This window comes from Streptococcus sp. 1643 (assembly GCF_006228325.1).
GTDB lineage: Bacteria > Bacillota > Bacilli > Lactobacillales > Streptococcaceae > Streptococcus.
Map to the genome: position 1 here is coordinate 61,985 of NZ_CP040231.1, position 22,123 is coordinate 84,107.

General features: G+C 42.1%; 22 protein-coding genes and 3 pseudogenes. 21 read left to right on the top strand and 4 right to left on the bottom strand.

Features of this window, described 5'->3' with window-relative positions; genetic code table 11:
* The first annotated feature begins 39 nt into the window (after positions 1-39).
* The 12 genes from FD735_RS00345 to FD735_RS00405 all read left to right on the top strand — a co-directional run bounded on the left by FD735_RS00345 (position 40) and on the right by FD735_RS00405 (position 9,991).
* On the top strand, positions 40-1,206 hold the full coding sequence (locus FD735_RS00345; protein ID WP_139658217.1) for an SIS domain-containing protein: 1,167 nt from the start codon (positions 40-42) through the stop codon (positions 1,204-1,206).
* 10 nt (positions 1,207-1,216) lie between these two features.
* Positions 1,217-2,212 carry a tagatose-bisphosphate aldolase gene (gene lacD, locus FD735_RS00350; RefSeq protein WP_139658218.1) on the top strand — a complete coding sequence of 332 codons (996 nt, stop codon included), beginning with the start codon at positions 1,217-1,219 and terminating at the stop codon, positions 2,210-2,212.
* 147 nt (positions 2,213-2,359) lie between these two features.
* Positions 2,360-3,397, top strand: coding sequence for an aldose epimerase family protein (locus FD735_RS00355; protein WP_139658219.1), 1,038 nt, complete (start codon positions 2,360-2,362; stop codon positions 3,395-3,397).
* A 110-nt stretch (positions 3,398-3,507) separates the two neighbouring features.
* Positions 3,508-4,362 (top strand): VOC family protein, encoded by an 855-nt coding sequence (locus tag FD735_RS00360; RefSeq protein WP_139658220.1) that lies wholly within the window; start codon positions 3,508-3,510, stop codon positions 4,360-4,362.
* 312 nt (positions 4,363-4,674) lie between these two features.
* On the top strand, positions 4,675-5,247 hold the full coding sequence (locus FD735_RS00365) for a hypothetical protein (RefSeq protein WP_139658221.1): 573 nt from the start codon (positions 4,675-4,677) through the stop codon (positions 5,245-5,247).
* Position 5,248: 1 nt separating this feature from the next.
* Positions 5,249-5,914, top strand: coding sequence for a hypothetical protein (locus tag FD735_RS00370; protein ID WP_139658222.1), 666 nt, complete (start codon positions 5,249-5,251; stop codon positions 5,912-5,914).
* A gap of 110 nt (positions 5,915-6,024) precedes the next feature.
* A complete protein-coding gene (locus tag FD735_RS00380; RefSeq protein ID WP_139658223.1) occupies positions 6,025-7,077 on the top strand; it encodes a hypothetical protein in 1,053 nt (350 codons plus the stop codon).
* Positions 7,078-7,151: 74 nt separating this feature from the next.
* Positions 7,152-7,673, top strand: a complete 522-nt coding sequence (locus tag FD735_RS00385; RefSeq protein WP_139658224.1) for a hypothetical protein — start codon at positions 7,152-7,154, stop codon at positions 7,671-7,673.
* A gap of 14 nt (positions 7,674-7,687) precedes the next feature.
* Positions 7,688-8,230, top strand: a complete 543-nt coding sequence (locus tag FD735_RS00390) for a hypothetical protein (protein WP_139658225.1) — start codon at positions 7,688-7,690, stop codon at positions 8,228-8,230.
* A 13-nt stretch (positions 8,231-8,243) separates the two neighbouring features.
* Positions 8,244-8,906 carry a hypothetical protein gene (locus FD735_RS00395; RefSeq protein ID WP_139658226.1) on the top strand — a complete coding sequence of 221 codons (663 nt, stop codon included), beginning with the start codon at positions 8,244-8,246 and terminating at the stop codon, positions 8,904-8,906.
* 78 nt (positions 8,907-8,984) lie between these two features.
* Positions 8,985-9,527 (top strand): DUF3592 domain-containing protein, encoded by a 543-nt coding sequence (locus tag FD735_RS00400; RefSeq protein ID WP_139658227.1) that lies wholly within the window; start codon positions 8,985-8,987, stop codon positions 9,525-9,527.
* Between the two features lie 206 nt (positions 9,528-9,733).
* Entirely contained in the window at positions 9,734-9,991 is a 258-nt protein-coding gene (locus FD735_RS00405; protein WP_139658228.1) for a metal-sensitive transcriptional regulator, read from the top strand.
* Positions 9,992-10,212: 221 nt separating this feature from the next.
* On the opposite strand, the gene FD735_RS00410 is transcribed toward FD735_RS00405, so the two are convergent.
* The 3 genes and pseudogenes from FD735_RS00410 to FD735_RS00415 form a co-directional block, all read right to left on the bottom strand.
* Positions 10,213-10,509 (bottom strand): rhodanese-like domain-containing protein, encoded by a 297-nt coding sequence (locus FD735_RS00410; protein ID WP_139658229.1) that lies wholly within the window; start codon positions 10,507-10,509, stop codon positions 10,213-10,215.
* A pseudogene (locus FD735_RS09865) lies at positions 10,484-10,830 on the bottom strand (CoA-disulfide reductase); the annotation flags it as partial. The gene FD735_RS00410 and the pseudogene FD735_RS09865, both read right to left, overlap by 26 nt.
* A gap of 3 nt (positions 10,831-10,833) precedes the next feature.
* Complete coding sequence (locus tag FD735_RS00415; protein ID WP_139658230.1) at positions 10,834-11,139, bottom strand: rhodanese-like domain-containing protein; 306 nt, start codon at positions 11,137-11,139, stop codon at positions 10,834-10,836.
* A 174-nt stretch (positions 11,140-11,313) separates the two neighbouring features.
* On the opposite strand from FD735_RS00415, the gene FD735_RS00420 reads away from it, so the two are divergent.
* Positions 11,314-11,877: a sugar O-acetyltransferase gene (locus FD735_RS00420; protein ID WP_139658231.1), complete on the top strand. Its 564-nt coding sequence runs from the start codon at positions 11,314-11,316 to the stop codon at positions 11,875-11,877.
* Between the two features lie 275 nt (positions 11,878-12,152).
* Entirely contained in the window at positions 12,153-13,388 is a 1,236-nt protein-coding gene (locus FD735_RS00425) for a carbohydrate-binding domain-containing protein (RefSeq protein WP_139658232.1), read from the top strand.
* 61 nt (positions 13,389-13,449) lie between these two features.
* Here the strand turns inward: FD735_RS00425 and FD735_RS10015 are convergent.
* Positions 13,450-13,584, bottom strand: a pseudogene (locus FD735_RS10015) (low temperature requirement protein A); the annotation flags it as partial.
* A 228-nt stretch (positions 13,585-13,812) separates the two neighbouring features.
* Here FD735_RS10015 and FD735_RS00435 point away from each other — a divergent pair.
* The 7 genes and pseudogenes from FD735_RS00435 (at position 13,813) to FD735_RS00470 (ending at position 22,109) form a co-directional block, all read left to right on the top strand.
* Positions 13,813-14,529 (top strand): ABC transporter ATP-binding protein, encoded by a 717-nt coding sequence (locus tag FD735_RS00435; RefSeq protein ID WP_139658233.1) that lies wholly within the window; start codon positions 13,813-13,815, stop codon positions 14,527-14,529.
* Between the two features lies 1 nt (position 14,530).
* Complete coding sequence (locus tag FD735_RS00440) at positions 14,531-15,613, top strand: ABC transporter permease (protein ID WP_139658234.1); 1,083 nt, start codon at positions 14,531-14,533, stop codon at positions 15,611-15,613.
* A 39-nt stretch (positions 15,614-15,652) separates the two neighbouring features.
* Positions 15,653-16,276, top strand: coding sequence for a TetR/AcrR family transcriptional regulator (locus FD735_RS00445; protein ID WP_139658235.1), 624 nt, complete (start codon positions 15,653-15,655; stop codon positions 16,274-16,276).
* A 401-nt stretch (positions 16,277-16,677) separates the two neighbouring features.
* Positions 16,678-17,326, top strand: a pseudogene (locus FD735_RS00455) (nucleoside phosphorylase).
* 33 nt (positions 17,327-17,359) lie between these two features.
* Entirely contained in the window at positions 17,360-18,739 is a 1,380-nt protein-coding gene (locus FD735_RS00460; protein ID WP_139658236.1) for a TrkH family potassium uptake protein, read from the top strand.
* A gap of 13 nt (positions 18,740-18,752) precedes the next feature.
* A complete protein-coding gene (locus FD735_RS00465; protein WP_070800227.1) occupies positions 18,753-19,418 on the top strand; it encodes a TrkA family potassium uptake protein in 666 nt (221 codons plus the stop codon).
* 156 nt (positions 19,419-19,574) lie between these two features.
* Positions 19,575-22,109 (top strand): SSURE domain-containing protein, encoded by a 2,535-nt coding sequence (locus FD735_RS00470; protein ID WP_139658237.1) that lies wholly within the window; start codon positions 19,575-19,577, stop codon positions 22,107-22,109.
* The last annotated feature ends 14 nt before the right edge of the window (positions 22,110-22,123 follow it).

A 22,123-nucleotide genomic window follows, 5' to 3' on the forward strand; every position in this document is an offset into this window, starting at 1 on the left:
CACTCCCATTCCCATATTTGATAGAAAAAGAGGAACTCTATGCTAAATTACACAAAAGAAGAATTACTTGAACTGGGTGCAGAAATCACGACTCGTGAGATCTACCAACAGCCTGATGTATGGAAAGAGGCTTTTGAAGCCTATCAAGCAAAACGAGAAGAAATTGCAGCATTCCTACAAGGAATCGCTGATAAGCATGACTATATCAAGGTCATCTTGACGGGTGCTGGTACTTCTGCTTATGTGGGAGATACCTTGGTACCTTACTTTAAGGAAGTCTATGACGAACGCAAATGGAATTTCAATGCCATTGCGACAACTGATATTGTTGCCAATCCAGAAACTTATTTGAAAAAAGATGTGGCGACTGTCCTTGTATCCTTTGCTCGTAGTGGAAATTCGCCTGAAAGTGTGGCGACGGTTGATTTGGCCAAAGCCTTGGTTGATGACCTCTATCAAGTGACGATTACTTGTGCAGCAGATGGTAAATTGGCTCTTCAAGCTCATGGCGATGAGCGCAATCTTTTGCTCTTGCAACCAGCTGCTTCCAATGACGCTGGATTTGCCATGACTTCTAGCTTTACGTCCATGATGCTAACAGCTCTCTTGGTTTTTGATCCTACAGAATTTGCTGTGAAAGCTGAACGTTTTGAAGTTGTGACTAGCCTTGCCCGCAATGTTCTAGACAATGCAGCAGATGTCAAAGAGTTGGTTGACCTCGACTTTAACCGTGTTATCTACCTGGGTGCAGGTCCTTTCTTTGGACTTTCTCATGAAGCTCAGCTCAAGATTTTGGAATTAACAGCTGGTCAAGTGGCGACCATGTATGAAAGCCCAGTCGGCTTCCGTCACGGTCCAAAATCTCTTATCAACGAAGATACAGTTGTTTTGGTATTTGGTACAACGACAGACTACACTCGCAAGTACGACTTGGACTTGGTTCGTGAAGTGGCTGGTGATCACATCGCCCGTCGTGTTGTGCTCTTGAGTGATCAAGCCTTTGGTCTTGAAAATGTCAAAGAAGTAGCACTTGGTTGTGGCGGTGTCTTGAACGATATTTACCGTGTCTTCCCTTACATCGTTTATGCCCAACTCTTTGCCCTATTGACTTCACTCAAGGTAGAAAATAAACCAGATACACCATCTCCTACAGGTACCGTAAACCGTGTGGTACAAGGTGTGATCATTCATGAATATCAAAAATAAGGAAGTATCTATGAGTAAATTACAATTAAGTCCTAATAAAGTAGCTTGCTTGCAAAAACTCTCTGACGAGAACGGCATTATCTCAGCTCTTGCCTTTGACCAACGTGGTGCTTTGAAACGCCTCATGGCTCAATACCAAACAGAAGAGCCAACAGTAGCTCAAATGGAAGAACTCAAAGTCTTGGTAGCAGATGAATTGACAAAATACGCATCCTCTATGCTTCTTGACCCTGAGTATGGTCTCCCAGCTACAAAAGCGCTTGATGCCAATGCTGGTCTTCTTCTTGCTTATGAGAAAACTGGCTACGACACAACAAGCACCAAACGCTTGCCTGACTGCTTGGATGTTTGGTCTGCAAAACGCATTAAAGAACAAGGTGCAGATGCAGTCAAATTCTTGCTTTACTACGATGTAGACAGCTCTGACGAACTCAACCAACAAAAACAAGCCTACATCGAACGCATCGGTTCTGAGTGTGTGGCGGAAGACATTCCATTCTTCCTTGAAATCTTGGCTTACGATGAAAAAATCGCTGATGCAGGTTCTGCAGAATACGCAAAAGTGAAACCACACAAGGTTATCGGTGCCATGAAGGTCTTCTCAGACCCACGCTTTAACATTGATGTTTTGAAAGTGGAAGTTCCAGTCAATGTGAAATACGTTGAAGGCTTTGGTGATGGAGAAGTCGTGCATACACGCGAAGAAGCAGCAGCCTTCTTCAAAGCACAAGACGAAGCAACAAATCTTCCATACATCTACTTGAGTGCGGGTGTATCAGCTAAACTCTTCCAAGAAACGCTTGTCTTTGCCCACGAATCAGGCGCAAACTTCAACGGTGTTCTTTGCGGCCGTGCAACATGGGCTGGATCAGTTGAAGCTTACATCAAAGATGGTGAAGCAGCAGCTCGCGAATGGCTTCGCACAACTGGTTTTGAGAACATTGACGAACTCAACAAGGTTCTTCAAACAACAGCGACTTCATGGACTGAACGTGTAGAAGCATAAAAACAAGAATAGAAGAATCCCTTTTTGTTAAGAAGCTACTTAAGGTTTTCTGACAAAGGATTCTGAAAATAGAAACTACAACCATAGATGGTAAATACACTCTCTATGGTTTGTTTACTTAAGAGAAATGGATCAAAGGAGAGAAGAATGAAAGCATACACAGAGCGTGTATTTGGAAATCATGAGGGTAAGGATGTCTTGGCCTATCGCTTTGAGACGGACAGTGGCTACCAACTAGAAATTATGACCTATGGTGCGACCATCTTACGCTATGTCACACCCGACAAGGCTGGAAATTTTGCTAATGTTATCCTAGGATTTGATGATTTTGATAGCTATGTAGGCAATAGTCCCAAGCATGGAGCAAGTGTAGGTCCTGTAGCGGGCCGTATTGCAGGTGCGACATTTGAGCTCAATGGCCAGACCTATAATCTTGAAGTCAACAATGCCAGCAACTGTAACCACAGTGGTTCAACAGGTTGGGATTCAAGCTTGTTTGAATTAACTGAGGTGAGCGACCATGGTTTGACCCTCTACACAGAGCGTACAGACGGGACAGGAGGATTTCCTGGTAATCTCAAGATATGGATCAGCTATCATTTGGAAGAAACTGGTGCCTACGAAGTCAGCTATAAGGTGACGACAGATCAGGATACGCTGGTCAATCCAACTAATCACAGCTACTTCAATTTGTCTGGTGATTTCACGCAGACAGTTGACCGTCATGTCTTCCAGCTAAATACGGAGGGCATTTACCCAATCGCTCCGGACGGTGTTCCGGCTAAGACTCCAGATGCTACTCGTGATGTGGTTAAACACATCTATAATGGTGCTTTGTTGAAGGACATCTTTGCAGAGGACGATGAGCAAATCCAGTTGGTATCTGGTTTGGATCACCCATTTGCTCTTCCTGCAGGTCATGACAATGCTGGTTTCCTTTATGACCAAAACTCAGGTCGTTTCCTGCTGTTCAAGACAGAGGCCCCTTGCTTTGTGGTCTACACAGCAAACTTTGTGGATGAGAGTGTCATCATTGGAGGCCAGCCAATGGTGCAACACAATGGGATTGCCCTTGAAGCGCAAGCTTTACCAGATGCCATTCACAGTGACCTCAAAGACCAAGTCATTCTCAAAGCAGGGGAAACTTTCACCAGCAAAACTCGCTACGAGCTTGTTGTAAAATAAAAAGAAGAGCTGGTTTCCAGCTCTTTTGAGTTGTCTTCGTTGACATTTTATCTCAATAGTGTATAATTGATGTAATTGATAAAGTTACAACAAACAAAAGGAGACACCCTATGACTTATGCATACCAAAGCCATATTTACCTAGCGGAGGCTGTTTTAAATGTCAAGGATTTGACGAGTCAAACGGCTTTTTATCACCAGATTATTGGCTTGGAGATTTTATCTCAAACAGAGACAGAAGCGATTTTGGGACTTGGTCGAAAAGCCTTGGTTCACTTGATTCAGGCAGAAAAGGCTGGCGAAGTAAGGGAGCATTATGGGCTCTACCATCTGGCGATTTTGTTGCCAACACGAAAAGCCTTGGCAGATGTCTTGAAACACCTAAGTGATTTGCGGATTCCTCTGGTAGGGGGTGCAGATCATGGATACAGTGAGGCTATTTATCTAGAGGATTTGGAAGGAAATGGCATTGAACTCTACCGTGATAAGCCAGTGTCTTCATGGGATATTCGAGAAGATGGTCGCATTATCGGTGTGACCGAAGCCCTTGCGGCACAGGACATCTATGAGTTAGGAGAAAAGGTGGATCCCTTTATCCTAGCTGAAGGGACGAGAATGGGGCATATCCATCTATCGGTGAAGGATAGTCGTTCGACGAGCCAGTTTTATCAAAAGGTCTTAGGACTAGAGGATAAATTTAGCATTCCTAGTGCTAGTTGGATAGCGGCTGGTCAGTACCATCACCACCTGGCTGTCAACGAATGGGCTGGAAAAGGGCTAGCTCCGCGTGAGCAAGGCTTGCCAGGCTTGGCCTACTACGTCCTTGAGGTCGAAAGCAAGGAAGAACTCTTGGACATCGTTAAGCAAGCACAAGAGCTAGAAGCTCCGATCAAATGGCTAAATTCGAGTGAGTTGGATCTTGTAGACCAAGATGGGATTGTGACTCGCATTCGCTTGGCACGATGAAACGAGGAAAACACATTATTTATTTTAGAGACATAGGAAAAGGCGGATAAGCTCGCATTCTGTTTTTATAATGCGGACTTGTCCGCTTTTTTATGAAATGACGAAAGCTTTCTTGGCTCTGGCAAAGGTATTGGTCGGGGATATTTTCCCCTTTTCTGGGGGTTCATGCTATAATACTAATAAACTTTTCTTTCTCTAGGAAGGCAAATGCCCAAAATCAGCTAGAATGCTGGCAATCGTTGTCACGATGCTTTTAAGAGAAAGTAGAACTTTGTTTGAACATCCGTATTGAGTTTAGGAAATGGTAATAAGATGGACACAAGTGTAAAAAATTTAATCAGTATGGGCCCTCTGGAGGACTATTTTATCTATTATGATCTGAAGAATCAAGTATTCTACGGTGTAAAACAAGGCATGAATTATTCAGCCATTGCAGCCCCTATTGCAATCTATTCCTTGCAACGGCTGTCAAAGTTGCTCAACCAAACCTTTGGAGATGTCTCCTCCCCTTTCAATCTGATTTTCTTTATCTTGATGTCTCTGTTTTTGGTTTTCGGGACCATTTTCCTTGCCAAATCTACCCGACGCAACATGAAGACAGATAGATTTAGAAAAGTTCGACTGACAAAAGCCAATATCAAAACACTTAGGAGAAAATCTAGATGGACCGTCCTAGTTGAGATTTTTTGTTTCCTTATGATACTATTTTCCATCTATCGCTATTTTACCTACTCCGATTTTCAATTTTTGATTATTTATATGTTAGGGATATTTTCCCTTGTTTATATGGTCTATGAATTTCAGATGAAAAAGCGCAAACGACTGTTCAAAGAGCTGATGGAGGCATTACAGGACGATAGCCGAGGAAAAGAGGGAGAAATGTAAGATGAGAAAAATCATTTATATAGGCCAAGGAAACCAGCAATCCGTCTACTATAACACAAGGACGAGAGAGGCTTTAGCGACAGAATCTAGTACCTCGTCAGAAACCGACGGTGCTATCAGTTCAAAGAAATCCAAGTGGCCTTGGGTTGTCTTCTTTGCTTTCTTGCTAGTTGCTATCATCAGTATTTGGATTCTTTCCTTGATAGCGCCCTTTAGATTGAGTGAGTGGATGATGCCTATCCATCTAGCCGCTATCCTTTTCGTTTTTATCGGAAGTGTTTATGGATTTGAAAAACTGTTCTACAGTGGGGCTAAGTCGCTTGTCCCAGCAAGTGAAGAGCAGTTTAAAGAAGCAGTTGAAAGTAGTAAATTTTGGAAAAAATCTCCGGATAAGGAACCAACAGTCGATAAAATCATCTTGTATCTATTTGTTATCCTCGTTCTTCTATTTGTTTTTGTTATTGTTGTGTTCTTTGCCATACCTGGGACCTTCATTCCCTACTATGAACATGAATGGTTTGAGCCGTCCATGTTCATGGTACCAATCGGAGCAACAATCGTCCCAATTAGCGTGGTTCTTCTACTATTTCAAAACAATCCAATCCGCTGGCTCTTAGCCGTACGAAAATACAAGCAGGGGAAAGTATTATTTGGGGAAGAGAAGTAAGAAGAGGATAAGATGAAAGAAAAGTATGTTGAGTTTTTAAATATGGCAGTTGTGGATACTAGTCCTATAAAGCGTTTTGATATTATATAAATCACTGATGAGGGAAGATAATGAAAAAAATAATGAAATCAAAATTAGTTCAAGTCATACTTCTTGCACTCACTGTCATAGGGTTTTACTTTGCTTATCAGGCATATCGTAGGCATGAACTTACTCAGTTTGTTATGTGGAGTCCAAGGGCAAAAATTGCAAGTTATGAATTTATGGATGATAACAAGGCAGTAGCGATTGATTGGGATCGTGAGTCAGAATTAAAGGAAGCAGAAGAAGCTAAAAAATATGATAATAGGATAAAAGTTGAGTTAAGTACAGCGACCAATGGTGAACGTTTTATTGTTCGCCAGAGTTACAAATTAAAATCAGCCACGTATAAGTATTGGATCCTTGAAGAAGATGCGGTTCCATATTTGAAAAGTAATATTCCAGAGCAGGGAGAGTACTGGTTGTTAGACGTCTATGATACGAAAGATGGGACAATCAAACAAAAAACGTATGATGTATTTCAGATGGTGAGGGAATATAATAAGGATTATATTCCAAGAAGGTTTCGTGGGTATAAGTTTTACTTGTATACGGAACAAGGAAAAACTTACTTACCAATTAGTATGGATACTGGCCAACAGCCAGAATCGAAAACTGAAAATGGGCTTATTGATATAGAGGAAGGAAAGATAATAGCAGCTATTCCATCTGATAAAACTTCCAAAGAGCTTTACAATAAAGAAGAGACTACAGAACATAAAGATAACTTCGAAGATATACTTAATCAACATGATAGACTTTCAAATCAAAATTTCACCTTAGTTTTATCTGATTTTTTTCTAAATAAGTCTGTATCAAATGGTCAATTTAGTTCTTTAGCAGATAAATATCCTAAAGTGTTTTCAATCTTAAAATCCGGCCCGTCTTCTAGATTATATTTCCTTGGAAAAGAAGACGTCCGCTTTAAAATCTCTCTCTTAAAGCTAGTTCTTCCAGAAGGTACCAATATTTTCAAGGATATCACTATTCCAGCAGCTAGTTCAAAAGATGGCCAGGAACATTTGGTTCAAAGCGAAGAAGAGTTCTTACAATATTATAAATCCAGTACGGAGGAAGAATAATGGGACAAAAGCATTTGTCTTATATTCCAATAGATATTGATATTTGACATTGAATTTTAAATAGGGAGGAAAAAATGAAGAAGTTAGTTGTCGTCATCCTGTTATTGCTTCTTGGAGCTTGCTCTAATGGAAAGGAAGCAGGGGGAACAGAGAAAAGTACACGTGAGATAGTTGTAAACAAAGAGAAAGAATTGAAATTTGTAGTAGCACCACAATATGAAGGCCAAACGTCAGATTTAATTGAACTTGGTAAAAAATTGACCAAAGAACATCCAGAAATTGGAAGTAAGGGAAGTATGGCTATCTACTTTACAGGAGCAGTTTCAGATAGTAGGGCAGCACTAATGCTCGTCAATAAAACTGACGTAGATATCAAAAAAGATTTGGAGTTTTCACTGAGCTGGTCCTATGATGGCAAGGCCATTTTTGATAATCAAAAGATCAGCTATACTATCAAGGATAGTGGTGAGCTACCTTCTTACACAACCACGTTAATTTTGTTACCACTTAATTCAGAACAATTGGAGCTTGTTGACTCGATGTCAGATCCATCTAAGATGACACTTTCAATGTCCGATGTGAAGAGCGTAGAATAAGATAGGAGTTGAATATGACAACAGAAACCATTTTATTTTTATTTGCTACCATCGTCATTCTTTTATCCTTGATCTTTTTATCTGGTACATATCTCTACCTTTATTTTCGGGATAAAAAGATGGTACGTCTTGCCAAATCGTCTGTTAAGGGAACGGTTGTGGGCTATAGTAATTTTCAGACTGGGAATCCTCCGATTGTTGAATATACGGTTGACGGAACTACTTATAGCAAACCATTACGGTATTTTATAATCAGAACGGTTTCGCTTCCATGGGGGCCTATAAGTACATCTGATAACTTTACAAGAGAGGATATGTTGGCAAATTCACTAACCTTTTATCGTAATTCTTTTATATCGTTTAATAACTTAATGCGAACGCATTTCCCAGTCTATTCGAAGATGACGGTATGGTATGATCCTGAAAAACCAAAAAGGGCTTATGTGGAACGATACTGTGGAATCAACAAACTTTATAAATTATTAGGCGTCGGTAGTGCTATATTGTTAATTATGGTCTACGCCGTTGTAGTGCTTGCTTATTTGTTAAAGAGGTGAGGTAATTCACATAATGTCACAAGAGAGATATTTGCAGATTAAAAAAGAGCATCAAATTCGTAAGTTTGTGGGGCGTTTCCTCTTCATTCTTCTCGCTATACTCGATGTTCTACTGGTATCAAGTCATTCCAATTATGTCCCACTTGTAACGGTGGCTATGGTAACGATTGTGCCCTTTAATCATTTTCTACTTGGTCCTCTTAGGAGACAGAAAAAAGCCATAGAAAAAGAGCATCCAGAATGGAAAATACTCAGTACAACGGGAGTAAAGGTTCCTTCGCCTGAAGCCAATAAAAGAACCTTGGCTGGTATTGGGATCTTGATGGCCTTGCTGTTGTCTTTTGGGCTATTCTATAAACCTGTGAAACAGCCGAATGACCAAGTAAACAAGCCTTCTAAGGTTGATTCTAAAACGTCTGAAACGTCCAAGCCTTCTGAGTCTGAGTCGTCCAGCTCTTCTAAGACCAAAGAATCCAGTTCCTCAGAGTCGAAATCCTCGTCTTCGACTGAACAAAGTTCTAAAACCGAAAGTTCAGGAACAAAACCGTCAAAAAGCGAGTCCAACAGCCCTTATTACCAGATTCCAGGACTTACTGACGAACAGGTGAGAGATATCATATCAAAATCTGTGAAAGATTTGAGAGAAAAACAGTCAAAAGAAAAATCCGAAGAGTAGACTCGAGGGATTCGATGTCGTTTCTGAACGAGTTCCTTCTTTGAGATTTTACTCTATGGAATAACAGGAGGAGTTCATATGAATAAAGAAGTGATTGGTTTGATAGTTGGGACCATCGTCATCTTCCTATCTTTTGTATTTGTGTGTGGGACCTTTCTTTTCCTCTATCTTCGGGATCAGATGTTGGTCCGCCTTGCCAAGTCATCCGTACAGGGAACGGTTATCGGCTATAGCCGTTTTCGTGAGGGGTATCCACCTATCGTCGAATACACGGTGGATGGGATTGCTTATAAGAAAACCTTGCAGTATTTTATGTTCAAAACGGTCACGACTCCGTGGGGTCCTACTAAAGTTTCAAATGATTATACAAGAGAAGATATGCTAGCGTCTTCGATCACTCGCTACAGCAACTCCTTTGTTTCCTTCAAACGATTGATGCAGACCCATTTCCCCCTTCATTCGGAGCTGACGGTCTGGTATGATCCAGACAAGCCGACCAGGGCCTATGTCGAACGTTACAGCGGCATGGACAAGTTTTACAAGTGGTTTGGTATCGGATTTGGGCTGGCTCTAGTCCTGGTCTATGGGATAGTGATCCTAGCCTTTTTGTCCAAGATATAAGGCATAAAAGTCAGTTGGTTAATAGGAAACTTTACTTCCCATCGAGTTTCAAGGAGGACAGAGTCTCTTTTCCATTTTCTTGCTCACCAATCTTTTCTTTCTGATACAGAGAAAAGGTTGCCTCCCACAAATACAGACAGGAAGTGAATTTTGACAAAGCCCCTTATTCGAGATATAATGAAGAAAAAGTGACCAAGGATAAATCAATGACAAACTTAAAGTATATAACACGCCTGAAGCGTTCAGAGGGTCAGTTGCGTGGGATTCAAAAGATGATTGAAGAAGATCGCGACTGCGCAGATATTGTTACGCAGTTGACAGCAGTGAAATCTAGCGTTGAGCGCGTGATTGAGATGATAATTACTGAAAATCTCACAGGCTGTATCAACCAACCACTAGACGACCCCGAGGCTCAAAAGGAACGCCTAGAAAAGGCCATCCGATACCTGATTAAACGGAAATAAACTAATTTGCTATTGATAAACAATGCAGACAAAGGTATTTAAGTCTATTTCGATAAAGAAATCATGTCGGACAAACGGATGAGTTCCCCCAATACCAATGAGCAACCTCTTTTTAGATACCATCAATGTGTTTCGTTTTTTAGAAGCGGCGGGCTACGAGCCCTATATCAGTGGGTTGCAGAAATGAAAAAACCGATTAAGGAACTTAATCGGTTTTTTGCTTATTTTACTTGACCGGGCCAAGCATTCATACCACCTTCTACATTGATAACGGTGATGCCTTGGGCGCTTAGAAATTCACAAGCAGATGCGGAACGGACTCCACCTTGACAGATGACATGATATTCCTGGTCAGGTTTGAGTTCTTTGTAACCTTGCTCCAAGGTACTTAAAGGCAGATTTTTGGCACCTGGTGCATGTCCTGCTTGGAATTCGTGCTCTTCACGTACATCGATAAGGTTTAGATTTTCATTTAGGTATTTTTCATAAAAATCAGCCATGCTGATACTCGTTTCCATATTTGACTCCTTCTGGATTAGACATTTTATATTGTGAATAAGCGCCATCAAGGTTTTGGATGGCAATTCCTGCCGCTGGAGGATACGCTCTGTGATCTAGCTGCGCAAAACGCTGATGTAGGCGTCTGGTTCATCCAAGTTCTCCCATAGTTTGTTTAGGGGGATATGAATGGTATCGACCTTGGGTCGCCCCCTGAAATTCGCCACTTGTCCGTATATCTAGGGATTTTTACCCTTAGTCAGATCGTCTTCGAGCGGACACCATTGGATATGGTCGCTCAGACCTTCGATAAGGTTCAAGGCTGCGTAGCCCATTTTATGCTTCTAGATGACTTTACCTGTCCAAGCGCTCATACCGCCTCGGACATTGATGACATCGTAGCCTTTTTTCTTTAGCTTCTTCGCAGCTAGTTTGCTTCGCACACCAGAATGACAAATGACATAGAGTATTTCTTTTGTCGCTGGTGCATAAGATCCGATTTCGGATAGAGGGACATTCTTGGCATTTTTGATATGACCTCTACGGAATTCCATAGGCGTCCGAACATCTAGTAGCTGAATCGGTTCTCTGAGTTTAGCTTCTAACTCGCTGGTAGAAATACTGTCAATTTTTGTAAATAAGTGAAACATAGGCACCTCCGATATACCCTTATGGGGTATATTAAACCATGAAGTCAAGCTTTTGTCAAGCAAGTTGTTTTGACTTGGGATGGGATTGGTTTTGAGAGTTTAGAAAGCAGGCTATTCTTGACCTTTCAAAGGCTTTTTGATATGATGGGTCCAAAGTAAGTGTGAGGTGATAAGATGGCTAGCGAATACCAGAAAATGATAGCAGGGGGGCCCTATCATCCGTTTGATCCCGAGTTGCGGACCTTGGCTCAGACAGCACGTCAGAAGCAGGCGGATTTCAACCAGGAGTTAGATCCCTTGAAAGGGGCGGAGATTATCAAAAGTTGGTTTGGTTCAACTGGGCAAAATCTCTATGTCAATCCACGCCTGGTGGTCGATTATGGAGTTAATATCCATCTAGGGGAAAATTTTTATTCTAATTGGAACTTGACTATGCTGGATGTTTGTCCGATTCGCATTGGGAACAACGCTATGCTTGGCCCCAACTGTCAGTTTTTAACCCCACTCCATCCACTGGATCCACATGAACGCAATTCAGGGGTCGAATATGGCAAGCCCATCACCATTGGAGATAATTTCTGGGCTGGAGGTGGCGTCATTGTCCTTCCTGGAGTGACACTGGGCAATAACGTCGTTGCTGGAGCAGGAGCCGTGATCACCAAGTCCTTTGGAGACAATGTTGTCCTAGGTGGGAATCCTGCGCGTGTTATCAAGGAAATCCCAATAAAAGAAAACTAAAAAGAACAGCTTGGGCTGTTCTTTTTATAATCTTTATCTTAGTCTTATAGATTTTTCTTTTTTGGCTTTTTGAGTTAGAGTGACATCGCACTTGGGGATGTTGCTTTTAAAGACTATTAAATGCATTTTAGTACTCCCAAATTGTTTCTAGTAGCCCTTTCAAAAGAATACTAAGCGAAACTGAATTTAAGGAAACTTTCAGAAAAGTTTTAGTTTTGTTTCAGGAATCTTCTGTAGACTGTCTAGCTATATCATACGAAGGAGAGGAAAAAGGTATGAAATCAAAAAAATGGACCCTACTCGTAACGAGTTTAACGGCAATGATGCTGATGGCAGCATGTGCCCAGTCAACAACTACATCCAATACCAATGCAACGACAAATAGTGCCACAACAACTGCAACAAAGACAAACCAATCATCCTATTTTACAGATAAGGACAATGATACCTCTTATGACGAAAGCACAGCTTCTAAAATTGAGCTATCTGGCTCATCTGCAAACGTCTCTGGAGATGGGGTGACAGTCTCTGAATCAACAGTGACCATCACAAAATCTGGAACCTATGTGATTTCAGGTCAGTCTGATGGGGTGCAGATCAAGGTCGAGGCAGATAAGTCGGCAGATGTTCACCTAGTCCTAAAAGGTGCGACCATGACCAATACCAATGCAGCAATTTCTGCGACATCAGCTGACCATGTCTACTTGACTCTAGCAGAGGGAACCACCAACAGTCTCTCTGACTCAAGCTCTAACAGCGACGAAAAAGCAGACGCAGCTCTCTTTTCTAAGGTGGATTTGACCATCAACGGGAAAGGAACTCTCAATGTAGATGGCAAGAAGAACAATGGTATCAAGGCCAACGACACCCTCCACATCACGGGTGGAACCTATAACATCACAGCAGTTGGCGATGCCTTTAATGTCAATGATGAACTCAACATCACTGGTACGACCATGACTATCGATGCCAAGGAAGATGGCGTAAAGGTGGACAATGACGAGGATACTTCAGTCGGAACCATGTACCTATCCAACAACAACATCACCGTCACAGCAGGAGATGATGGCATCCACGCTTCTGGAGACCTGGTTATCGATAGTGGTACCTACACCGTCAAGAATTCGACAGAAGGACTTGAAGGTAAGTCAATCACTATCAACGGTGGGGACATTAGCATCTATTCGACAGATGATGGAGTCAATGCAGCTAATAAAAACGCCCAACAGAGTGAAATCTTCTTCACCATGAACGGTGGGAACCTGACAGTAGAAGTCGGTCAAGGAGACACAGACCCAATCGACTCAAACGGCAATATCACAGTTACAGGCGGAACCATTAAAATGACTGGTCAAACAGGTTTTGACTTTGATGGAACTGCGACCTACACAGGTGGAGATATCTATCTCAACGGCGAAAAACAAACGGAAATCGTCAACTCTATGCCTAGAGGCGGAGGACCAAATGGAGGCCCTCAAGGCGGCGGTCCAGCCCCTGGCGGACAAGGATAAAAAAGAATCTCCTTTCTCGAAAGAGAAGGGAGAGTTTTTGTGTTTGAGAGATGGATTGTAGCTAAAACAACTCCCAATTAGGTCTTGAAAATTTCTTAGTCTGTTTCATATAAAAATGAGTAAAATGAATTTCCATCGCCAAGGTCATTAGAGTTGCGATAGCAATGACGATGGTAGGATTGGCTGAGAAAAGCAGAGGAAGAATAGGCCTTTAAAAAGTGGACAGGAAAGACCATTTCAGAGTATCGAGAAGAGATTTAGAAACAGCTCTAAAAGCAATAGCTATCCATTATAAGCATCAGATAATAATATCTGGTGCTTTATTTTTAAAAAAATTCAGATTTTTTCTTGACAAGTGAGTGATTACTCACTACAATAGGCTTATATTTAGCAAGTGAGTAATCACTCACCAAGGAGGAAGTAAATGAAAACATTACTACATTTACAAGATTTAGTAAAATCTTTTGACCATCAAATAGTTCTGAATCATGTCAGCTTTGAATTGCAGCCAGGAGAAATTATAGGCTTAATTGGTCCGTCTGGTGCTGGTAAATCAACTATGATTAAGACTACGTTAGGAATGGAAAAGGCTGATGGAGGCGTAGCTTTAGTGTTAAATCACACTATGCCCAATCGCTATATTTTAGGAGATATTGGCTATATGGCCCAATCAGATGCTTTATACGAGACCTTGTCAGGCCAAGAAAATCTGGAATTTTTTGGTCAGCTAAAGGGGCTTTCTAAAAAAGACCTGAAGGCGGAAATTGCTTATATAGCTCAAGTAGTAGATCTGACAGACTACTTAAACAAGGCGGTATCTGGTTATTCTGGAGGAATGAAACGGCGTTTGTCACTGGCTATCGCGCTTTTAGGAAATCCTCAACTCTTGATTTTGGACGAACCGACAGTTGGAATCGACCCTTCTCTTCGAAAGAAAATCTGGAAAGAATTATTCGCGCTTAGAGACAAAGGGGTTGGGATATTAGTTACTACCCATGTTATGGATGAAGCAGAGTTGACGGATAAGGTCAGCTTATTATTAGGCGGAAAAATCATTGCTTTTGATACACCGCAACACTTAAAAGAAAGTTATCAAGCTTCAAGTATTGAAGAAGTATTTTTAAAAGCAGAAGGTGAGTAAAATGAGAACAATAGCGATTGCAAAAAAAGTCATCAAAGAATTACTTCGTGACAAACGAACTCTAGCCCTGATGTTTATAGCACCTGTTTTTATCATGTGGTTGATGAACCTCATGTTTTCAGCTAGTACAACCGTGAATGTCAAGTTAGCGACACAAGATCTACCAACTGGTTTGGTAACGAAAATGGATGAGCTTGATCATGTGGACATCGAGACTTATCAAGACTTAGATCAGGCCAAAGAAGCGCTAGCAAATGAAAAAGTCGATGCTGTGATTTCTTATAAAAACGGTGAGTATCAGGTCGACTACGCAAACACAGACGCCTCCAAAACATCTATGATACGACAAGTGTTACGAACGAGTATCGCCAGTGAAGGCACCGATCAGTTAGTATCTCGTGTTAAACAAGCTCTTCCACAATTGGGCTCGGACGCAAAAACACCAGAAATCAAGGAGTCTTACCAGTATGGAGATGAAAATACAAGCTTCTTTACCAGTATGATTCCGGTTTTGATAGGTTTTGTAGTTTTCTTCTTTGTCTTTTTGATTTCAGGTATGGCGCTTTTGAAAGAGCGCACCAGTGGAACACTAGAACGTTTGTTAGCAACACCAGTGAAACGATCTGAAATCGTCTATGGCTATATGTTGTCTTACGGTATTATTGCGATTTTTCAAACGGCAGTTGTCGTTTTAGCAGCAATTTGGCTACTAGATGTAGAAGTTGTAGGAAGTATTTTAAATGTTATAATAGTTAATGTGGTACTGGCTCTTGTAGCACTAGCTTTTGGAATTTTCTTGTCTACTCTAGCAAAATCAGAATTCCAAATGATGCAATTTATTCCTCTCGTGATTATGCCCCAACTTTTTTTCTCAGGAATTATTCCATTGTCATCCATGGGAGAATGGGCTCTAACTGTGGGGAAATTTTTGCCATTAACCTATTCTGGTGATGCAATAAGCCAGATTATTCTTTACGGGCACAATCTTGGTGATATTTTGTCAAATCTTGGTGTTTTAATGGTTTTCTTGATCATTTTAACAATTCTTAATATTGTTGGATTGCGTCGTTATCGTAAAGTTTAGAAATCAACATAAATAATGCTAAAAAGGTGTGAAGATTAGATGGATAAGACTGTTTTTGAATCGTTTGAAGATTACTTAGAAGAAGCGAATTACCCTCAAGGAAAGAAAAAAATCATGCAGGCAGCAGTGGATCTCATATCAACCAGGAGTTACCATGGGACCTCAACTCTTCACATAGCTGAGCGTGCTGGACTAAGCCAGGCAACTTTGTTTAAGTATTTTAAGACGAAGGATGATTTACTGACGGCTATTTTACATCCTGTAGTCCCAGGCATTTTCGGTAGTTTTTTGGAGGAACTCTTAGCTTTTGAAACGACAGAAGAGAGGGTTCGTTATCTCGTCCATGATCGTATGAGCTATCTCAAAAAAAATCGTGCTTTGATGAAAATCATTCTGCAGGAGAGTTTTTCAAATAAGAAACTAAAAAATGAACAGATTTTTATCTGGAGTGCTATTCAAGATAAACTTCGAGTGCTTCATAAGGAATTGCTAGCAGATCCACGTGTAAATCCAGAGTTAACGATTCCTCAAATGGTTCGTATTTGTGTTGGTCCATTGTTGGCTTACTTCGCTCAGCTTTATATCGTTAGTGACAACGGAGAAATAAAGGAAGAAGACCTAGACTTATTAGAAAAACAGATTTTAGGTGGTTTGTGGAAATAGAGTAGGCCTAGACAAAATGGAGGCTAGATTCTATTGGTTTGGCTTCTTGTACAAGATAATATAAAAGGGTATACATTACCTGATGCAGATTTGTGCTTTTTTATTATTGAATTTGGTATTTTGGTGATAGTCCTCAATCACTTTGCCAAAACAGAAACCGACCTCTCCAGCAGTGCAACGATTTCTTAAATGTATGGAAGAAGAGTTTTCTGGCTTGCTAAAGTCAACTCCTTGACACTCCGTCAGCTTTTGATACAATAGTACAAAATTAGAGGAGGTGGGTTATGATTCAGAAACATGCGATTCCCATTTTGGAGTTTGATGACAATCCCCAGGCGGTCCTTATGCCAACACATGAGGGATTGGACTTAAAGTTGCCAAAGAAGTGCATCTATGCGTTTTTGGAGGAAGAGATTGACCGCTACGCTAAGGAAGTAGGGGCGGACTGTGTTGGTGAGTTCGTTTCGGCCACCAAGACGTATCCAGTCTACGTCCTCAACTACAAGGGCGAGGAGATCTGTCTGGCCCAGGCGCCCGTAGGCTCAGCCCCAGCGGCCCAGTTTATGGATTGGTTGATTGGTTATGGTGTGGAGCAAATCATTTCCACTGGTACCTGTGGCGTCCTAGCCGATATAGAGGAGAATGCCTTTCTCATCCCTGTTCGCGCTTTGCGAGATGAGGGGACCAGCTACCATTATGTAGCGCCTTCTCGTTATATGGAGATGCAGATTGAGGCTGTCTCTGCCATTGAGCAAGTCTTGGAACAAAGAGGCATTCCTTATGAGGAAGTTATGACCTGGACGACAGATGGTTTTTACCGAGAGACAGCTGAAAAGGTTGCCTATCGCAAGGAAGAAAGGCTGTGCTGTTGTGGAGATGGAGTGCTCTGCTCTTGCAGCAGTAGCTCAGCTACGTGGAGTTGTCTGGGGAGAACTGCTCTTTACCGCAGATTCCTTGACGGATCTAGATAACTACGACAGTCGTGACTGGGGTTCAGAAGCTTTTGATAAGGCGCTTGAACTCTGTCTTGCTATTGTGCATCACATGTGAGTGCTCTTACTGTTTTTATGGTACAATGTAGCTATGTTATTCAAATCTTTTTTGGAAAAAATCAAGACGACTCTGGTTCGATTATCACCAGCCCGTCGTATCTTTTTAAGTTTTGCCCTAGTTATCTTCTTGGGTTCGCTCCTTTTAAGTCTTCCCTTTGTGCAAGCAGCAACGTCACAAGCGACCTACTTTGATCATCTCTTTACAACGGTGTCCATGGTATGTGTGACAGGGCTCTTCACCCTGCCAGTGGCCTCTACTTATAATATATGGGGCCAGTTGATCTGTATGCTCTTGATCCAGATTGGCGGTTTGGGGCTTATGACCTTTATCGGAATCTTTTATATCCAAGGCAAGCAAAAGCTCAGTCTTCGTGGCCGTGAGACCATTCAAGAAAGTTTTGGTTATGGAGAAACCCAGTCTCTAAAGGATTTCATCCGCTCGATCTTTCTGACGACTTTTTTGGTGGAAGGGATTGGTGCCTTTCTCCTGAGTTTCCGCTTCATTCCTGAATTTGGCTGGGGACGAGGGGTGTTAACCTCTATCTTTTTGGCTGTTTCAGCCTTCTGTAATGCTGGATTTGATAATTTTGGAAGTACGAGTTTGCTAGCTTTTCAAACGGACCCCTTGATCAATCTAGTGATTGCAGGTTTGATTATCACTGGTGGCCTAGGATTTATGGTCTGGTTTGACCTAGCAACCCAGTTTGGGAAAAAGAAAAAACGCCGCCTGCGTTTCCATACCAAGTTGGTTCTCTTTTTAACGGCGGGAATTCTGCTCTTTGGAACCGTATCGACTTTGTTCATCGAGTGGAACAATCCTGGGACGATTGGAAATCTCAGCGCTCCAGAGAAATTGCTGGTTAGTTTCTTCCAGACCGTCAGTATGAGAACGGCAGGCTTTGCTTCCATTGACTACACCCAGGCTCGACCGGTGACCTTGTTCATCTATATCCTACAGATGTTTCTGGGAGGGGCACCTGGGGGGACAGCAGGGGGGCTCAAGATTACGACCTTCTTTGTCTTGTTGGTCTTCGCTCGTAGCGAACTATTGGGCTTGCCTCATGCCAATGTGGCTCGGAGGACCATTGAACCCCGAACCGTGCAAAAATCTTTCAGTGTCTTTATTATCTTCTTGCTGACCTTCTTGCTGGGCTTGATCCTGCTAGGGATAACAGCAGAGGGGAATCCGCGTTTTATTTACCTCATGTTTGAGACCATTTCAGCCCTTGCGACAGTTGGGGTGACGGCAAATTTAACACCAGAGCTAGGCAAGATAGCCCTCAGCATCGTTATGTTGTTGATGTTTATTGGCCGTATTGGTCCCTTGACATTACTGGTCAGTGTAGCGGAATACCAGCCAGACAAGAAAGATACGATTCACTATATGAAAGCAGATATCACTATCGGATAAGAAAGGAAGAACGATGTCAGATCGGACAATTGGAATTTTAGGCTTGGGAATTTTTGGGAGCAGTGTTTTGGCTGCCCTAGCCAAGCATAACATGAATATCATCGCTATTGATGACCACGAGGAACGCATTAATCAATTTGAACCTGTGCTGGCGCGTGGAGTAGTTGGAGATATCACGGATGAAGAACTCCTTCTATCAGCAGGGATTGACACCTGTGATACCGTAGTTGTCGCAACGGGTGAAAATCTGGAGTCCAGTGTTCTCGCGGTTATGCACTGCAAGAGTCTAGGAGTGCCGACTGTTATTGCCAAGGTCAAAAGTCATACAGCTAAAAAGGTTCTAGAAAAAATTGGCGCAGACGCAGTCATCTCACCAGAGTTTGAAATGGGGCGCTCATTGGCGCAGACTATTCTCTTTCATAACAGCGTAGACGTCTTTCAGCTGGACAAGAATGTATCGATTGTCGAGATGAAAATCCCCCAATCATGGGTAGGTAAAAGCCTCAGTCAGTTGGATTTGCGTGGGCGATACAACCTCAACGTACTTGGTTTTCGTGCCTACGAAAATGCTCCTCTGGATGTCCAATTCGGACCCAATGACCTTTTGCAGGCAGATGCCTACATCATGGCCGTCATTAATAACCAACATCTGGACACCCTAGCTGAACTGAGTGAGTAGGAGAGGAAGGGTACTCTCTATCCCAATAATTAACGAGTCAATATAAGTATTTTATAAGAGGGATTTAAGAAAAATTTTAACTTTTTCTTAATCCTTTTTAATTTTAGGAGATTATACTAGAGTCATCAAAAAAAAGAAAACTCTAAGGAGAATCCTATGAAATTCAATCCAAATCAGAGATATACTCGTTGGTCAATTCGCCGTCTCAGTGTCGGTGTTGCTTCAGTTGTTGTGGCTAGCGGCTTCTTTGTCCTAGTCGGTCAACCAAGTTCTGCACGTGCTGATGTCGTCAATCCGACTCCTGCCCAAGTCGTGCCAGACGCTACTTCGGTGAGTGAAAAGAGCGACTTACCAGCAGAGGTTCTCAAAAAAGCAGTCGATGTAGCTCTTCCTTCAGAACAAGCAGACTCAGCACCTAAAGCAAGTTTAGATGCGACCAGCTCTTCAGAGAAAGCGGACGCAACTGCTAAAGACCCGGTAGTAGCACCAAAAGAAGAAATGCAAGCACAACCTGACTCTAAGAAAGAAACAGAAGATGTAGTTAAACCTGAGGAAAGTCCTGCGTCTACAGTTTCTGGACAAGACCGTGAAGCCAGTGAAGCGCAACCAGCGACTACTCCAGCCGAAGTACAAAAAGGTGTGGCTGACAACACCAAAGATACAGTAGATGTCCCAGCTTCTTATTTGGATAGAGCTAATTTCCCAGGTCCATTTACAGCTGGTGTCAATCAAGTCATTCCATACGAATTCTTCGCTGGTGACGGCATGTTGACTCGCCTGATCTTGAAAGCCTCTGATAAGGCTCCATGGTCAGACAACGGAACAGCTAAAAATCCCGCTCTCCCACCGGTAGAGAAATTGGGCAAAGGCCTTTACTTCTACGAAGTGGATTTAGCAGGCACCCAAGGAAAATCAGATAAAGAGTTTCTTGACCTCTTAAAACAAAATGGTACACAAAGCTATAAGGCAACCATCAAAGTGTACGGTGCAAAAGACGGCAAACCTGACCTAACTAATCTGGTAGCGACTAAAGATTTGGATGTTAACTTGAATGGTTTGACCACCCCGGCTGAAGTACAAAAAGGTGTGGCTGACAACACCAAAGACACAGTAGATGTCCCAGCTAGCTACCTTGACAAAGCCAATTTTCCAGGACCATTTACAGCTGGTGTCAACCAAGTTATTCCATACGAATTCTTCGCTGGAGATGGCATGTTGACTCGTCTTATCTTGAAAGCATCCGACAAGACTCCATGGTCAGACAACGGAACAGCTAAAAATCCCGCTCTCCCACCGGTAGAGAAATTGGGCAAAGGCCTTTACTTCTACGAAGTGGATTTAGCAGGCACCCAAGGAAAATCAGATAAAGAGTTTCTTGACCTCTTAAAACAAAATGGTACACAAAGCTATAAGGCAACCATCAAAGTGTACGGTGCAAAAGACGGCAAGCCTGACTTAACTAATCTGGTAGCAACTAAAGATTTGACTGTTAATTTGAATGGTTTGACCACTCCAGCTGAAGTGCAAAAAGGCGTGGCTGACAACACCAAAGATACAGTAGATGTTCCGGCTAGCTACCTTGACAAAGCCAATTTCCCAGGTCCATTTACAGCTGGTGTCAATCAAGTCATTCCATACGAATTCTTCGCTGGTGACGGCATGTTGACTCGCCTGATCTTGAAAGCCTCTGATAAGGCTCCATGGTCAGACAACGGAACAGCTAAAAATCCCGCTCTCCCACCGGTAGAGAAATTGGGCAAAGGCCTTTACTTCTACGAAGTGGATTTAGCAGGCACCCAAGGAAAATCAGATAAAGAGTTTCTTGACCTCTTAAAACAAAATGGTACACAAAGCTATAAGGCAACCATCAAAGTGTACGGTGCAAAAGACGGCAAGCCTGACTTAACTAATCTGGTAGCAACTAAAGATTTGACTGTTAATTTGAATGGTTTGACTACACCAAATCAGGTCAAAGAGTCTGTTGTTAACAATGTCAAAGACATGATTGATGTTCCAGCTAGCTACCTTGAAAAAGCAAATGTTCCGGGTCCATTCTTGGCCGGTGTCAACCAAGTTATTCCATACGAAGCTTTTGGTGGAGATGGTATGTTGACTCGCCTCTTGTTAAAAGCTTCAGACAAAGCCCCATGGTCAGACAACGGAACAGCTAAAAATCCTGCTCTATTGCCACTTGAAGGCTTGGCTAAAGGCCAATATTTCTACGAAGTGGATTTGAATGGCAATACTGTTGGCAAAGAAGGACAAGCCCTTCTAGATCAACTTCGAGCTAACGGAACACATACATACCTAGCTACTGTTAAAGTCTATGGCTCTAAAGATGGCAAACCTGATTTGACCAATCTGATTGCTACTCGTCAAGTAACGATTCGACTTCGTGGAAAAGAAATGGCGACAATACCATCTCAACAAGGTCAGATGAATACGAAGCCTTCTGAAACAGGCTCTACAGGTACGACTGAGGGTATGATGGGTACAAATCACCATATGTCAGATATGAAGGTCGATCAACCAGCTTCTAGCCAAATGGCTAATATGATGAAAAAAGATGATAAAGCGATGCTACCAAATACTGGGGAAGCTCAAACAGCTACAGCTGGCCTTGGTATCTTTGGTCTAGCCTTGGCAGGTCTTGTTGGACTTTTGGGTTTGACAAGCAAACGAGAAGATTAAGATTCAAATCACTT